Consider the following 13,905-nt stretch of genomic DNA (forward strand, 5'->3'; position numbering starts at 1 on the left):
AGCGATTTCCGCGGGCCACACAGGTTTCATGAGCGAATTTCGATCCTGGATGTCTGTTGCTTTGCAAGAAGCCCATGCCGCTGCAAAGCGGGGCGAGGTGCCTGTGGGTGCCGTTGTGGTTGACCCGCAGGGCAAAGTTCTGGCGCGGGCCGGAAACCGGACGCGGGAACTGAACGATCCTACAGCGCATGCGGAGGTTATGGCGATCCGCGAGGCCTGCACGGCGCTGGGCAGCGAACGGCTGACCGGCTGTGATTTGTACGTGACGTTGGAGCCCTGCCCAATGTGCGCGATGGCGATATCGGCGGCCCGGATTGCGCGACTGTATTACGGAGCGGCGGATCCGAAATCCGGCGGTGTGGCGCAGGGGCCTTGCATCTATGACCACCCACAAGCCCATCACGTGCCCGAGGTCTATGACGGGTTGCAGGCGGAAGAGTCGCAAAAGCTGTTGGAAAGATTTTTCCAGGCAATGCGGGGGTAGGGGTTATCTGGCGATGAGTCGTGATGTCGTGTGCTGATTGCCATTCAAGTCCGCCTGTCACCCCATAAAACGACGCAAGAAGCAAATCTGCGCCAACGGCAAAGGGCTGCTTGGAGGCCAAAAGACCAAATGCTGCACCTCGCAAGAGTGTCAAATTTGCGCTATGCCATCTCTCAAGTAGCGTGATGGAAAGCGATGAACCGACGTCTGGCGACCCAAGGGTTATGTGAAATGGCAAAGAGCTTTGATCCACCAAATGTCTGGACGCCATTTGGGGCATTCTCTCAGGCGGTCATCTCTGGCGACGGGCAAACCATTTATCTTAAAGGGCAAGTCGCGCTCGGATCGGACGGTCAAATCATTGGCGAAGGAGACATGGCGGCTCAGGTCGCACAAGTCTTGCGCAATATTTCCGATATCCTTGATGTGATGGGTGGACGAATGAGCGACATCGTATCACTCCAACAATTCACAACAGATATCCAAGCCTTCATGCAATGCGGGGAGGTGCGAGCGCGCTATTTCAAAGTGCCTTACCCCGCAACAACCACGTTGGAAGTCTCATCATTGTACGATCCGAGGTTGCTTGTAGAGATCACCGGAATTGCTGAGGTCCCATTGGACCGCTTCATCATGCCTGAAACGGCTCTGGAGAAACATCAATAGCAACAAAACCAATGTGCTCTTGTGCTGATCCGTCTATCTGGCAAAACTATGCATATCTTCGCGAAAAGGTCGTTTAATGGTGGGCATGCAAACACTTCTTCTGTTCAGCGCAGCGAGCTTGGCGCTTGCGATAACGCCGGGGCCTGACATGATCCTGGTCGCAGCAAGAAGTGCTGCGCAAGGCAAGTTGGCTGGAGTGGTTACGCAGTTGGGCGTCTCGGCGGGATCGGTATTTCACGGGATCATCCTAGCGCTCGGATTGTCGCAACTGTTTTTGGCAGTACCTTACGCCTACGATTTGGTGCGGTTCCTTGGTGCTGCCTATCTGCTGTATCTGGCATGGCAGGCGTTCACAGCACACGAAAGCTTTTCTGCGCGATCATCGCCTGACAAGCGGCTGTCACTGTTTGCAATTCTCAAGCAGGGTTTTTCTCGAATGTCCTAAACCCGAAGGTGGCCTTGTTCTACCTCACGCTTTTCCCACAGTTTCTTGACCCAGAGAAAGGTGCTGTTGCTTTACAGATTATGGTGCTGGCCAGCATCTTTATAATTATTGATTTTGCCGTTCGCCTGGTGGTGGTTTGTCTGGCCGGCAGTATCGGGTCACTATCGACGCGAGGCAGGGACTTTGCAAAGTGGCCGAGGTACTTTCTCGGGTTTGTCTTTGGAGGGCTGGCCGCAAGGCTGATTTTCGAAGGACAACGATGATTTGTTCCAATAGCGGACATCGCGTTGTTTGAAATCGAGGGCATTTGGATGAAAACGTTCAACAACCAGACCGGAATCACCTGTAGCAAGCTCTGATAGATTTCGGGTTGGTTTGCTAAATTTTGACATCCCGCGAAAGAAACGGCGACACCCGTAAAGGTGTCGCCGTTCTATTACACGGGCCCCGAGGGAGGAGGCAGGGCCATCTGTGTTGGACGCTGCCAGGGAGGAGGAGGGCAGGTCCGGTCTGATCAGGGCGCGAGGGAGGAGAAAGCGCCGCTGATCAAATATGTGGGGCAAGGCCCCGGGGGTGTCGCTGAGGGAGGAGGTCGCGTCAGCCCCATCGGCACCTGGGGAGGAGGTCAGGTGCCAGAATTCTTGGTTAAGCGCTGTAGGCCGCTTCGTATGCAATGCGATTGATGTCGCTGCGGGAAATTCCCAGGTCATCCAGATCGCGGCTGCTCAGAGCGGACAGTTCATTTTTGGTCGCAAAGTAGACGCGGCGGTTGTAAAGCTCTGCTGCGACAGCGTTGTACAGTTTGGCGATGCCACCAAAAACGCCGGTGCTCAGACCATTGGTGCTTGCTGCATATGCCATTTTCATTCTCACTTTCATCATCATTTCCGGGTTTCCGGGATCGTCCCCGGGGGTTACCCATTGTTTTGCAGGATGGATGTTCCATCGGCTTGCAGGGAGAAAATAAGCTTATGCTGCGCATGCGCAATCCCTCGGATGGTCAATGCCGCTATGCAGCAATTGCATAGGTCGTGGACGATCTATCTGCGACCAATCGCACAATCTGTTGGGTTGCATCTTGTCTTTGCCCGCAGAGTTCTAAAGTAAAGAGGTGAACGCATTCAGGGGCAGGCAATGGCGATGACACGTGATGATATTTTGAAGGTTCTGGATCGGATTTCCGTCCCGGGGGGGGGATCCCTGGTGTCCAGAGAGTTGGTGCGCGCGTTGGATGTCTCTGGCGATTCCGTGAAATTTGTCATTGAGGCGGAAACGCCCGAACAGGCGTCGGCGCTGTCGCCTGCACGAAACGAAGCAGAGGCTGCGGTGCTGGCCTTGCCGGGGATCGAACGTGCCTCTGTCGTGATGACGGCCCATGGACCAGCGGCCAAGCCCAAGCCGGCCCAACCGGCAGGCGGCCCGGCCCCTGATCTGAAGATCGGCCGCCATCCAACGCCGCAAGAAGGTCCGCAGAAAGTATCAGGGGTGAACCGGATCATTGCGATTGCGTCGGGCAAGGGCGGGGTAGGAAAATCCACCGTGTCGTCGAATCTGGCGGTGGCGCTGGCCAAACAGGGTCGCCGGGTTGGGTTGCTGGATGCCGACATCTATGGGCCGTCGCAGCCCAGGATGCTGGGCGTGTCGAAACGCCCAGCCTCGCCTGATGGCAAGACGATCATCCCCTTGCAGAACCATGGCGTGACGATGATGTCCATCGGGCTGATGGTGGACCCGGATCAAGCGGTGGTCTGGCGCGGGCCGATGTTGATGGGCGCGTTGCAGCAAATGCTGGGGCAGGTTCAGTGGGGTGAGTTGGATATCCTGATCGTCGATCTGCCGCCGGGGACCGGCGATGTGCAACTGACCCTGTGCCAGCGCACCGCGCTGACCGGGGCGATCGTGGTATCGACCCCGCAGGATGTGGCGCTGTTGGATGCGCGCAAGGCGATCAATATGTTTGGCACGCTGAAGACGCCGGTGCTGGGGTTGATTGAAAACATGTCGACCTATATCTGCCCCAATTGCGGGCATGAGGCACATCTGTTCGGCCATGGCGGTGTGCGGGCAGAGGCAGAAAAGATCAACGTGCCCTTCCTGGGCGAACTGCCACTGGATCTGGATACGCGGCTTGCAGGTGATGCTGGCACGCCCATTGCGGTGGGTGACGGCCCTATGGCACAGGCCTATGCCGCGCTCGCGGATCGGTTGGTCAAGGGCGGGATGGCCTAGGTTTCGGCGATACGCTCACGCACAATTAGACTCCACTTAAGCCAGTCAGCATTTGGCGGCGGATTGGTCTCGAAATTTTGCTCTCGCTCCTCGGGAGATTTTGAGCGTAGCCAATCTGCGAACGCTCCTATGTAGTCTTCGCCACCACGCATACGCCAGCCGATGCTAAATGCGGGTATTTCCGGAAAGCGTAGCCAGGGTGGTAACATTGGATCCGAATAGTTTGGAGTTGGCATGTTTTCAGCGATGTGCCGGATCATCTCCAAAAGCTCTTCGTTCGTATTGTGTTTGTGCGACCAGCGCAGGAGTGGATCAGCTTTCTTTGGCATGTGATAAATTGATAGGTGTGAATGGAAATCGTCAAGGCAACGCCTGGCGGCGTGATGTTTGGGAAATTATGGGATGGTGCGTGGATTCGTGTCGCTGGTGACGACGATTCGCGCCAACTGTTCATAAGAATCGGCTGCTATTGCGCGATATTTGGCCGATATTTAAAGTTTTCTGGGAATTTATGGGTCAGATCGAGTTTGGCTGTGTTGATCCCATATATTGACTAATTTCAGCAATATACCTCTAAATGTGGAAAAGTGGGGGCGTTAATTGGGAGTTTTCGGTTGAAACTTCTGATATTTCACTGAGGACTCATTTTACTTATCCCTCATATTTTCCTTGATTTCCATGAATTCCCATGTCATCCCTTATAGCACGATGAGGACGGGATAAGGGGCACCCAAGACCCCGTGAATCTCCCAAGTCAGGTTTCATACAGGCACCCGCTTCATCGAACGTGAGATCCGGCGCGCGAGCGAGCAGACATCCCCCCAGGTGGCGCGCGCAGCTGGACAACCCCGGAAACGGGACGAGGGCGGCGGGTTGAGCAGTGGCAGCGGCTCACCCGCCGTTTCCATTCGAAGGGGACAGTAAGAGGGGACCGTTTTGGTTCGCAGGTTCAGAGGCGAAAGCCACCATAAGGTGGACAATAAGGGCAGGGTGTCTATCCCGGCCTCTTTTCGCCGTGTGCTTGAGGCAGGTGATCCGAACTGGACCGACGGGCTGAGCCCTGAACTTGTCATCGTCTATGGCGATGAGCGCCGCAAGCAGCTGGAATGTTTCACCATCGACGCAATCCATGATGTGGAGCGCCGGATTGAAAAGCTGCCCCGTGGTGATAAGCGGCGCAAGGCGCTGCAGCGGCTTTATAACACGCAATCATTGCTGACCTCGGTCGATGAAACCGGACGTCTGGTTCTGCCGGCCAAGCTGCGCGAAAAGATCGATATCGATGGCATGGCGTTTTTCGCCGGTAATGGCGATACGTTCGAGATCTGGAAACCCGAAACCTACGACGCCGAAATGGATGCTGATCTGTCGGCGGATGATGAGTTCGATCCAGAGGCAGATCCATCAATTTACCTGGATGGTGAAGAGGAGGGATAGGATATGTCCAACGATCCGACCTCTGATCCCAATCCCCCCCATATTCCTGTTTTGCTGCGACCGTTGCTGAAAGCAGTGGCGCCGGTAACCGGCCAATGGCTGGATGGTACCTTTGGCGCGGGCGGCTATTCGCGCGGCCTGCTGGCCGAGGGCGCGGACAAGGTAATCGGCGTTGATCGGGACCCCAGCGTCTTTCGCATGGCCGCTGACTGGGCCGATGACTATGGCGATCGGTTGCAGTTGGTCGAGGGCACGTTTGGCGCGTTGGATACCTATTGCGACGACTTGCTGGACGGTGTGGTGTTGGATCTAGGTGTATCCTCGATGCAGTTGGATCAGGCGGAGCGCGGCTTTTCCTTTATGAAAGACGGACCGCTGGATATGCGGATGGCGGCCGATGGGCCGACGGCTGCCGATCTGGTCAATGGCACGCCAGAGGCGGATCTGGCCGATATTCTGTATCAGTATGGCGAAGAACGCCAATCGCGGCGGATCGCCCGCGCGATTGTCGAGGCACGAAAGCTTGTGCCCTTGTTGACCACCATGCAACTGGCAGAAATCATCGAAAAATGCCTGCCGCGGGCAAAGCCCGGGCAAAGCCATCCAGCCACGCGCAGTTTTCAGGCGATCCGGATTGCGGTGAATGATGAATTTGGCCAGCTTCTGGCCGGTCTGGAAGCTGCAGAGCGCGCGTTGCAGCCGGGCGGCAAGCTGGCGGTCGTGACGTTTCATTCGCTGGAGGACCGCGTGGTGAAACGGTTTTTCCAGCATCGATCCGGTGGGGCAGGGCGCAGCAATCGCTTTGCCCCGGAAGAGGCCGAATTGCAGCCGCAGTTCAAGATGCTGACGCGCAAGGCGGTGATCGCAGATGATGAGGAGCTGGCGGAAAATCCGCGCGCACGATCGGCGAAACTGCGTGTGGGGTTGCGCACGGATGCCCCGGCGGGGACCGGGGAACGGTCGGAATATGGATTGCCAAAGATGGTTCTTGGGGGAACGCGGTAATGCGGATGTTGTTTTATATCTCTACGGCATTGGTTGTGATGGGGCTGGCGTTTTGGGCCTATCGCGAAAACTATAAAACCCAGAATGTGATTGCAGAGGTCCATGACCTGCACCAGCAAATCGCGGTGGAACGAACATCGCTGGCGGTTTTAAATGCCGAATGGGCCTATCTGAACCGTCCCGACAGGCTGCGTGCTCTGGCAGAGATTAATTTTGATCGTCTGGGGCTGTTGCCCTTGACCCCGGAACAGTTCGGGCTGGTCGATCAGGTGACTTATCCCATGCCGGAAGTTTTGTCAGGGGCATTGGGCGATGTTGTTGAAATTTCCGCCGAAGCGGAGGCCAATCCATGATCAGAACACCGTTGCGCCCATTGGCCCGTATACTGGAGGCCCGCCAAAAGGGGGAAAACCCCGATCTGATAGAGCGTGAGAATATTCAGGCCCGACATGAAACGATGCGCGACACCGCGCGGCTGCGGGCCGAGGGCCGGTTGCTGGTGTTGGGTGTGTTCTTCTTTTGCGCTTTTCTGGTGGCATCGGTGCGGATGGGGCATTTGGCAGCCAGCGCCCCGTCTGAACCACGCAGCACGGCAGTGGGTGATACCATCATTTCGCAGCGCGCCGATATCACGGATCGCAATGGCCGGATTCTGGCCACGAATATCTCGACCCATTCGCTATATGCTCAACCACAGCAGATGATCGACAAGGCTGGCGCAGCGCGGGCCTTGGCGGGGATTTTTCCCGACCTGAATGAGGCCAAGCTGTTGGATCAGTTTGCCGGACGCCGGTCCTTTGTCTGGATCAAACGCAAGCTGTCGCCGGAACAGATGCAGGCGGTGCATGATATCGGCGAGCCGGGTTTGTTGTTTGGGCCCCGTGAAATGCGGCTTTATCCCAATGGTCGGTTGGCTTCGCACATTCTGGGTGGCACGCAGTTTGGCCGCGAAGGTGTGCATTCTGCTGAGGTGGTGGGCAGCGCGGGCGTTGAGCGTAGTTTCGACGATTATCTGCGCGACCCGGCCATGGGTGGTGAGCCGCTGGAGCTATCGCTGGATATGACCATTCAGACCGCGACCGAACAGGTTCTGGCCGGGGGCATGCGCCTGATGAACGCTGAAGGTGCTGCCGCAGTGCTGATGGATGTGCATACGGGTGAAATTATCTCGATGGCATCGCTACCTGATTTTGACCCTAATGATCGCCCACAGCCCGTCGCCGCCGGAACAGCCGCCCGCAGCCCAAGGTTTAACCGGGCGGTGCAGGGGGTGTATGAGCTGGGCTCGACCTTCAAAATCTTTGCCGTGGCGCAAGCGCTGGAAGATGGGTTGGTCAACCCGCAAACCATGATCGATACCAAAGGCCCACTGCGCTGGGGCAAGTTTCGTATTCGCGACTTTCATGATTACGGGCCAGAGCTGTCGGTCACCGATGTGATTGTTGATTCGTCCAATATTGGCACCGCGCGGCTGGCCCAACAGATCGGCGCCGAACGACAGCGCACGTTTCTGGGTAAGTTGGGATTTCTTGAACCAACGACACTGGAAATGTCCGAAGCCACAGCTGGGCGCCCATTGTTGCCTGGCAACTGGTCTGAACTGTCCACCATGACGATATCCTATGGCCATGGCCTGTCGGCCAGCCCGGTGCATTTGGCGGCGGCCTATTCAGCGATGGTCAATGGGGGGTTCATGGTGGAACCCACCCTGATCCGGCGTGATACAATTGTGGCCGGAAATCGTGTGGTATCGGAAACCACATCCCGGCAGGTGCGTGACATGCTGCGCCAGGTCGTGGTGCGCGGCACGGCGACTTTTGGCGATGTGGCGGGATACGAAGTTGGCGGCAAAACCGGCAGTGCCGACAAGCCCTTGGAAAATGGGGCGGGGTATTATGATGACAAGGTTATTGCGACTTTTGCCTCTATCTTCCCGGCCTCTGACCCCAAATATGTGCTGATCGTCACCCTGGATGAACCAGAGATTTATTCGCTGGATGAAATGCGTCGCACGGCGGGCTGGACAGCTGTTCCGGTTGCCGCCGAAGTCATCCGCCGCGTAGCACCGTTACTGGGGCTCAGACCCCATATTGAACACAGCAGTGGAACCGATGTAACACTCAGCAGCACGAACGGGTGACTCTGGCACAAGAGCGAAAGGCATAAGGTGGGGCAATCAGCGGGGAGCGGGGCAACAAAGTCACTGGCACAGCTGGGGCTGACGGTCACACATAACGGTGACGTACGCATCACCGGCCTATCAGTTGACAGCCGCTTTGTGGAAGAGGGGCATCTGTTTGCAGCCCTGCCCGGTGTTCGGGTTCATGGCGCAGAATTTATCAGCTTTGCCCTGCGGATGGGAGCCGCCGCTATCCTGACAGATCGCGAAGGTGCCAAGATCGCGAAGGATGAGATTGAGACGTCAAACGCCGCGTTGATCATTGCCGAGGACCCCCGGCAGGTGCTGGCCCATGCCGCAGCACTGTGGTTCGGGGTGCAGCCCGGTGTGATGGTGGCAGCGACCGGAACCAACGGCAAAACCTCTGTCGCCAGTTTTACGCGCCAGATATGGGAGGCCATGGGCCTGTCCGCTGCCAATCTGGGCACAACCGGGGTCGAGGGCGCCTATACCGCGCCGCTGAACCACACAACGCCAGAGCCGATCACGCTGCATTCCCTGCTGTCGGGTATGGCAGGGGCCGGTGTGACCCACGCCGCGATGGAGGCATCAAGCCATGGGTTGGAACAACGGCGGTTGGACGGCGTGCGCCTGATGGCGGCGGGGTTTACGAACTTTACGCAGGACCATCTGGATTACCACGATAACTTTGATTCCTATTTCAGCGCCAAGGCGGGGTTGTTTTCCCGTGTGCTGCCAGAGGACGGAACCGCGGTGATCAATGTTGATGACCCGCGCGGTCAGGATATGGCGGCGATTGCCCGGGGGCGCGGGCAGCGGGTGTTGACCGTGGGCCGCGCGATCGATGCCAAGCTGCGTCTGATGGGGCAACGGTTTGATCAGACCGGCCAAGAGCTGCGCTTTGAGTGGGATGGCAAGCCAAGGCAGCTGCGTCTGAACCTGATTGGTGGGTTTCAGGCCCAGAACGTGGCCGTGGCGGCAGGGTTGGTGATCGGTACCGGCGCAGACCCAGAAGAAGTGTTTGACACGTTGCCCGAACTGACCACCGTACGTGGGCGGATGGAACGGGCGGCGACCCGCGACAATGGCGCGCCAATTTTTGTCGATTACGCCCATACCCCGGATGCGGTGGCGACCGCGCTTCAGGCCTTGCGCCCGCATGTGATGGGACGATTGGTTGTGGTGTTGGGCGCTGGCGGCGATCGGGATCAGGGCAAGCGCCCGCTGATGGGGCGGGCAGCCGCGAAAAACGCTGATGTCGTCTTTGTCACTGATGACAACCCGCGCGGCGAAGATCCAGCGGCCATCCGTGCCATGGTGATGGAAGGTTGCCCGACAGCGACTGAGGTTGGCGACCGGGCAGAGGCGATCCTGCGCGGGGTTGATGCATTGGGGCCGGGGGATGCACTGTTGATTGCGGGCAAGGGCCATGAAACCGGGCAGATCGTTGGTGATGATGTGTTGCCTTTTGACGATGTGGAACAGGCCAGTGTTGCCGTTGCGGCGTTGGAAGGGCGACTGGCATGAGCGTGCTGTGGACATCAGCCGATGCCGTGGCCGCAACAGGTGGGCAGACCACGACAGAGTGGCGGGCGACGGGTGTGTCGATCGACACAAGAACGATCCAACCCGGTGATCTGTTTGTCGCGTTGAAGGATCAGCGGGACGGCCATGATTTTGTCGCGCAGGCTTTGGGGAAAGGTGCCGCTGCGGCGCTGGTCAGCCGGGTGCTGGATGGGGTCGCCCCTGATGCGCCCCTGTTGATCGTCGATGACGTGCTAAAAGCGTTGGAGGCGCTGGGCGTGGCCGGACGGACGCGGTTTTCAGGGCAGGTGATCGGGGTGACAGGCTCTGTCGGGAAAACCTCGACCAAGGAAATGTTGCGCAGTGTGTTGACCCGGCAGGGCGTGGTTCATGCGGCAGAGGCGAGTTACAACAATCACTGGGGTGTGCCCCTGACGTTGGCCCGGATGCCCAAGGATGCTGATTTTGCGGTGATCGAGATCGGGATGAGCAACCCGGGCGAGATTGCCCCATTGGCCCGGATGGCGCGGCCCCATGTGGCGATGATCACCACTATCGCGGCAGCGCATATGGAGGCGTTTGACGGGATCGAGGCGATCGCGCGGGAAAAGGCATCCATTCTGGAAGGGGTTGAACCCGGCGGTGCGGCGGTTCTGAATGGCGATGTCGGAACCGCAGACATATTGAAAGACGCGGCCCAAAGATTGAACCTGCACATCGCACAGTTTGGTGAAGGGACAACTTTGCCCTATCGCTTGTCCAATGTGGTGATCACCGGCGACAGCACCTCTGCCCGGGCGGCGTTGCCAGAGTTTGAAGTTGTCTACCGCGTCAGCTCTGCCGGGCGGCATTTTGCAACCAACGCGTTGGGTGTGCTGGCCGTGGTGGAGGCCTTGGGCGCAGATGTTGCGCTGGCAGCACGGGATCTGGTGTTATGGGCGCCCCCAGCCGGGCGGGGCACCAGAGAGAATGTGCGTCTGGATGCCGTCGAACAGGATATGACTATTGAGTTGATCGATGATGCGTTCAACGCCAATCCAACCTCGATGGCGGCGGCGCTGGAGGTTCTGGCGAAAAGCACCCCGATGGACGGGATCGGGCGGGTCGGCAAGGGCCGCCGGATCGCCATCTTGGGCGATATGCTGGAACTGGGTCCGACAGAGACAGATGATCATGCTGCGATCGCCGGTCTGAACGATGTTCAGGCCATAGATCTATTGCACTGTGTCGGTCCGCGTATGCGGCATTTGTGGGACGCTCTGCCCGATCACAAACGTGGCGAATGGGTCGAGCAGGCCGACGAATTGGCAGCCCAGGCGCATCGGTTAATTGATGCGGGCGATGTGATCCTGATCAAGGGATCGAAAGGGTCTTATGTCAGTCGTGTGGTTGACGCGATCCGCAAACTGGGCCATCCGGCCCCACAAACGAACTAAGGGGCGCGCGAATGCTGTTTTGGCTGACGGAGCTTTCGGATGGCGGGGATGTGTTTAACCTCTTTCGCTATATCACATTTCGCGCAGGTGGTGCGTTTTTCACGGCGCTGATCTTTGGCTTTTTGTTTGGCAGGCCCCTGATCAATCTGTTGAAACGCAAACAAGCCAAGGGCCAACCTATTCGGGAGGATGGGCCGGAAAGCCATCTGGTGACCAAGGCGGGCACGCCCACCATGGGCGGGGTGCTGATCCTGGGTGCGCTGATCGTATCGACCCTGGTCTGGGCGCGGTGGGACAATCCGTTTGTCTGGCTGGTTCTGTTCGTGACGATCGGATTTGGTTTGATCGGATTTGTTGATGATTATCAAAAAGTTGCAAAATCAAACACCAAGGGTGTATCGGGTAAGGTGCGGCTGGGCGCTGGCTTTGCAATTGCCGCGATTGCCGGGATATGGGCATCTTATGTGCATCCCGATCCGTTGACCAATCAACTGGCCTTGCCGGTGTTCAAGGACACGCTGATCAATCTGGGCATCCTGTTCATTCCGTTCACCATGATCGTGATTGTGGGGGCGGCCAACGCGGTAAACCTGACCGATGGTCTGGACGGGTTGGCGATTATGCCGTCGATGATTGCTGCCGGTGCGCTGGGTGTGATTGCTTATGCGGTCGGACGGGTTGACTTCACCGAATATCTGGATGTGCACTACGTGCCCGGCACTGGAGAGTTGTTGATCTTTACCGCCGGGCTGATCGGCGGGGGTTTGGGCTTTTTGTGGTATAACGCGCCGCCTGCGGCCGTGTTCATGGGGGATACCGGGTCATTGGCGCTGGGCGGTGCCTTGGGCGCGATTGCGGTCGCCACCAAGCACGAGCTGGTTTTGGCCATCATCGGCGGGCTCTTTGTCGTTGAGGCCTTGAGCGTGATCATTCAGGTCCTCTATTTCAAACGCACCGGGCGACGCGTGTTCCTGATGGCCCCGATTCATCACCATTTTGAGAAAAAGGGCTGGGCAGAGCCGCAGATTGTGATCCGGTTCTGGATCATTTCTCTGATCCTGGCGCTGATCGGTCTGGCCACGTTGAAGGTACGTTGATGATCCCTGTACGCGGATACGAGGGCGCAAAAGTCGCCGTTCTGGGGCTGGGCCGGTCCGGCATTGCAACCGCCCATGCGCTGGAGGCTGGGGGCGCTATCGCGCTGTTGTGGGATGACAGCGCCGAGGCGCGCCAAAAGGCAGAGGCGCAAGGTCTGACCACCCATGACCTGTCTAAGCAAGATGTTTGGTCGGATATTGCGGCGCTGGTGGTTTCGCCGGGTATTCCGCATCTTTACCCGCAACCCAATCCGATTATTGCCTCTGCGTTGGCGGCGGGTGTGCCGGTGGACAATGATATCGGGCTTTTTTTTCGGTCCTTTGGCAATGGTGACTGGGCGATGTTTGACACGCCACCGCGCGTTGTCGCGGTGACCGGGTCGAACGGTAAATCCACAACGGCGGCGCTGATCTACCACATCCTGAAATTTGCCGGGAAACCCAGCCAACTGGCCGGCAATATCGGGCGCGGGGTTCTGGATATCGAAACCCCCGTAGATGGCGAGGTCATCGTGCTAGAACTGTCCAGCTACCAGACCGAGCTGGCGCGATCCCTGACCCCGGATATTGCCGTCTTTACCAATCTCAGCCCGGATCATCTGGACCGGCATGGCGGCATGGGTGGCTATTTTGCGGCCAAACGGCGCCTGTTTGCCGAGGGTGGACCGGACCGGGCGGTGATCGGTGTGGATGAGGTTGAGGGTCGGTTTCTGGCCAATCAGTTGTCCGAAGAAGCCGCTGACGATCGGGTGATCCGTGTCTCTCGTGATCAGAAACTGACAGGCTCTGGCTGGAACATTTTTGCGCGCAAGGGCTTTTTATCTGAGTACCGCAAGGGGCGGCAGGCGGCGTCGATCGATTTGCGGGGCATTGCCGGGTTGCCCGGGTCACATAACCACCAAAACGCCTGTGCCGCCTATGCTGTGTGCCGGTCGCTGGGATTGCCGCCCAAATTGATCGAGAAATCGTTTCATGCCTTTGACGGGCTGCCGCATCGCAGTCAGGTCGTCGGGCAACGGGATGGCGTGACCTTCGTCAATGATTCAAAGGCTACCAATGCCGACAGCGCGGCGCAGGCCCTGCAGGCCTTTGACCGCATCCGCTGGATTGCAGGCGGGTTGGGCAAGGATGGTGGGCTCGATGCCGTGCTGCCGCATCTGGGATCGGTGGTCAAAGCCTACCTGATCGGCCATTCGGCACGCGAGTTTGCCTTGGCGCTTGGTGATGTGCCCTATGAGATTTGCGAAACCATCGATGTGGCCGTCAACCGCGCTGCGGCGGAGGCTGAAACTGGCGATACCGTGCTACTGGCCCCGGCGGCTGCCAGTTTCGATCAGTTCCCGGATTTCGAAAAACGTGGCGATGCCTTTGTTGAAGCTGTGCACGCATTATAATTCGCGCAGTTCCCAGGCGGATTGGGCCAGGTGTGGTTATAGGGGGTT

At 58.1% G+C, this 13,905-nt stretch carries 15 protein-coding genes; 13 read left to right on the forward strand and 2 right to left on the reverse strand.

Annotated elements, in window-relative coordinates:
* The first annotated feature begins 28 nt into the window (after window positions 1-28).
* The 4 genes from AC2D8P_RS03880 (at window position 29) to AC2D8P_RS03895 (ending at window position 1,858) form a co-directional block, all read left to right on the forward strand.
* Window positions 29-484: a nucleoside deaminase gene (locus AC2D8P_RS03880; protein ID WP_484700655.1), complete on the forward strand. Its 456-nt coding sequence runs from the start codon at window positions 29-31 to the stop codon at window positions 482-484.
* Window positions 485-715: 231 nt separating this feature from the next.
* Window positions 716-1,150: a RidA family protein gene (locus AC2D8P_RS03885; protein WP_484700656.1), complete on the forward strand. Its 435-nt coding sequence runs from the start codon at window positions 716-718 to the stop codon at window positions 1,148-1,150.
* Window positions 1,151-1,235: 85 nt separating this feature from the next.
* Window positions 1,236-1,595: a LysE family translocator gene (locus AC2D8P_RS03890; RefSeq protein WP_484701101.1), complete on the forward strand. Its 360-nt coding sequence runs from the start codon at window positions 1,236-1,238 to the stop codon at window positions 1,593-1,595.
* A gap of 8 nt (window positions 1,596-1,603) precedes the next feature.
* Window positions 1,604-1,858, forward strand: coding sequence for a hypothetical protein (locus AC2D8P_RS03895; RefSeq protein WP_484700658.1), 255 nt, complete (start codon window positions 1,604-1,606; stop codon window positions 1,856-1,858).
* Window positions 1,859-2,240: 382 nt separating this feature from the next.
* Here the strand turns inward: AC2D8P_RS03895 and AC2D8P_RS03900 are convergent, their stop codons facing one another.
* Window positions 2,241-2,480, reverse strand: a complete 240-nt coding sequence (locus AC2D8P_RS03900) for a DUF1127 domain-containing protein (RefSeq protein WP_484700660.1) — start codon at window positions 2,478-2,480, stop codon at window positions 2,241-2,243.
* Between the two features lie 249 nt (window positions 2,481-2,729).
* On the opposite strand from AC2D8P_RS03900, the gene AC2D8P_RS03905 reads away from it, so the two are divergent.
* Window positions 2,730-3,824 (forward strand): Mrp/NBP35 family ATP-binding protein, encoded by a 1,095-nt coding sequence (locus AC2D8P_RS03905; RefSeq protein WP_484700662.1) that lies wholly within the window; start codon window positions 2,730-2,732, stop codon window positions 3,822-3,824.
* On the opposite strand, the gene AC2D8P_RS03910 is transcribed toward AC2D8P_RS03905, so the two are convergent.
* Window positions 3,821-4,153 (reverse strand): hypothetical protein, encoded by a 333-nt coding sequence (locus AC2D8P_RS03910; protein WP_484700664.1) that lies wholly within the window; start codon window positions 4,151-4,153, stop codon window positions 3,821-3,823. The two genes, AC2D8P_RS03905 and AC2D8P_RS03910, sit on opposite strands and share 4 nt — an antisense overlap.
* 607 nt (window positions 4,154-4,760) lie before the next feature.
* On the opposite strand from AC2D8P_RS03910, the gene mraZ reads away from it, so the two are divergent.
* The 8 genes from mraZ to murD are packed head-to-tail and all read left to right on the forward strand — an operon-like array spanning window position 4,761 to window position 13,857.
* On the forward strand, window positions 4,761-5,261 hold the full coding sequence (mraZ, locus tag AC2D8P_RS03915; RefSeq protein ID WP_484700666.1) for a division/cell wall cluster transcriptional repressor MraZ: 501 nt from the start codon (window positions 4,761-4,763) through the stop codon (window positions 5,259-5,261).
* Between the two features lie 3 nt (window positions 5,262-5,264).
* Window positions 5,265-6,266: a 16S rRNA (cytosine(1402)-N(4))-methyltransferase RsmH gene (rsmH, locus tag AC2D8P_RS03920; protein WP_484700668.1), complete on the forward strand. Its 1,002-nt coding sequence runs from the start codon at window positions 5,265-5,267 to the stop codon at window positions 6,264-6,266.
* Window positions 6,266-6,619, forward strand: a complete 354-nt coding sequence (gene ftsL / locus AC2D8P_RS03925; RefSeq protein ID WP_484700670.1) for a cell division protein FtsL — start codon at window positions 6,266-6,268, stop codon at window positions 6,617-6,619. Before rsmH ends, ftsL begins: the two co-directional genes overlap by 1 nt.
* A complete protein-coding gene (locus AC2D8P_RS03930; RefSeq protein WP_484700672.1) occupies window positions 6,616-8,406 on the forward strand; it encodes a peptidoglycan D,D-transpeptidase FtsI family protein in 1,791 nt (596 codons plus the stop codon). The genes ftsL and AC2D8P_RS03930 overlap by 4 nt, the downstream gene beginning before the upstream one ends.
* Before the next feature lie 27 nt (window positions 8,407-8,433).
* Entirely contained in the window at window positions 8,434-9,933 is a 1,500-nt protein-coding gene (locus AC2D8P_RS03935) for a UDP-N-acetylmuramoyl-L-alanyl-D-glutamate--2,6-diaminopimelate ligase (protein WP_484700674.1), read from the forward strand.
* Window positions 9,930-11,366 (forward strand): UDP-N-acetylmuramoyl-tripeptide--D-alanyl-D-alanine ligase, encoded by a 1,437-nt coding sequence (locus tag AC2D8P_RS03940; protein ID WP_484700675.1) that lies wholly within the window; start codon window positions 9,930-9,932, stop codon window positions 11,364-11,366. Before AC2D8P_RS03935 ends, AC2D8P_RS03940 begins: the two co-directional genes overlap by 4 nt.
* Before the next feature lie 11 nt (window positions 11,367-11,377).
* Window positions 11,378-12,463 (forward strand): phospho-N-acetylmuramoyl-pentapeptide-transferase, encoded by a 1,086-nt coding sequence (gene mraY / locus AC2D8P_RS03945; protein WP_484700677.1) that lies wholly within the window; start codon window positions 11,378-11,380, stop codon window positions 12,461-12,463.
* Window positions 12,463-13,857 carry a UDP-N-acetylmuramoyl-L-alanine--D-glutamate ligase gene (murD, locus tag AC2D8P_RS03950; RefSeq protein WP_484700679.1) on the forward strand — a complete coding sequence of 465 codons (1,395 nt, stop codon included), beginning with the start codon at window positions 12,463-12,465 and terminating at the stop codon, window positions 13,855-13,857. Before mraY ends, murD begins: the two co-directional genes overlap by 1 nt.
* Window positions 13,858-13,905 lie beyond the last annotated feature (48 nt).

Source organism: Roseovarius sp. YIN77 (genome assembly GCF_057219155.1).